Here is an 833-nt window from a genome sequence, read left to right as displayed (position 1 = left end):
GGCCGACGCAATCACTCATCAGGCCATGGCCGAACGTTGCCGCAAGCAGAATCTTGAGTTCACTGGACGTCAGGCCTGGCTGGGGCGGATTCGTCAGTTGCTCAGCGCACAATTGAACGCTGCGCCGGGGCTGGAGGGGCTGGCGCAACAGATGAAATGCTCACCGCGCACCCTGCGTCGCCACCTGAAAGACATGGGCAGCAGCTATCAGGAACTGCTCGATGAACTGCGCTTCGAACGGGCCAAGCAGATGCTGTGCGAAGACCAGTTACCAATCTATCGGATCGCCGAGACGCTGGGCTTCAGCGAGACCGCGAGTTTCCGTCATGCATTTGTGCGCTGGAGCGGCGTGGCGCCGAGTCAGTTCCGACCGCATTGATGGCTGCTCCAGGCATGAGCCTGCATGAACAAGGGGCGAATTGCGGTCAGAGGTTTTGGCCATATCGATCCCCTTTTGGCCGCTCCCGACGTTCTCCGATTCAAGTTGCGCCGCAACACTGAAGACCACCGAATCAGCCTTGCGGAGAACAACAAATGCTGACGATCTACTCAGACGATCACCACTTGCACCATGGCCGCTGCGAACTCATCGATGGCCAGCTCAAGCCGTGCTTCGAGATGCCGTCGCGTGCCGACCATGTGCTGCAACGCGTGCAAAAGCAAAACCTCGGTGCGGTCGAAGCGCCGAAGGATTTCGGCCTGGAGCCGATCGCGCGCATTCACAGCCGTGACTATCTGGAATTTTTCAAAGGTGCGTGGCAGCGCTGGACCGAGTTCAACACCGACGGCGACTTGCTGCCCTACACCTGGCCGGCGCGCACGCTGCGTGCGAT

Annotated in this window: 1 protein-coding gene and 1 pseudogene; both read left to right on the top strand. The window is 59.9% G+C overall.

Translation table 11 applies throughout. The features are described from left to right. Positions 1-379: helix-turn-helix transcriptional regulator (locus OQK_RS29215; RefSeq protein WP_038860861.1), on the top strand; the 379-nt coding region annotated here is incomplete at its 5' end. A 155-nt stretch (positions 380-534) separates the two neighbouring features. Further along, a pseudogene (locus OQK_RS29210) lies at positions 535-833 on the top strand (histone deacetylase family protein); the annotation flags it as partial.

Origin of the sequence: Pseudomonas sp. R62 (assembly GCF_000257605.1) — a bacterium.
Lineage (GTDB): Bacteria > Pseudomonadota > Gammaproteobacteria > Pseudomonadales > Pseudomonadaceae > Aquipseudomonas > Aquipseudomonas atacamensis.
This window is presented reverse-complemented; position numbering and strand designations above follow the sequence as displayed.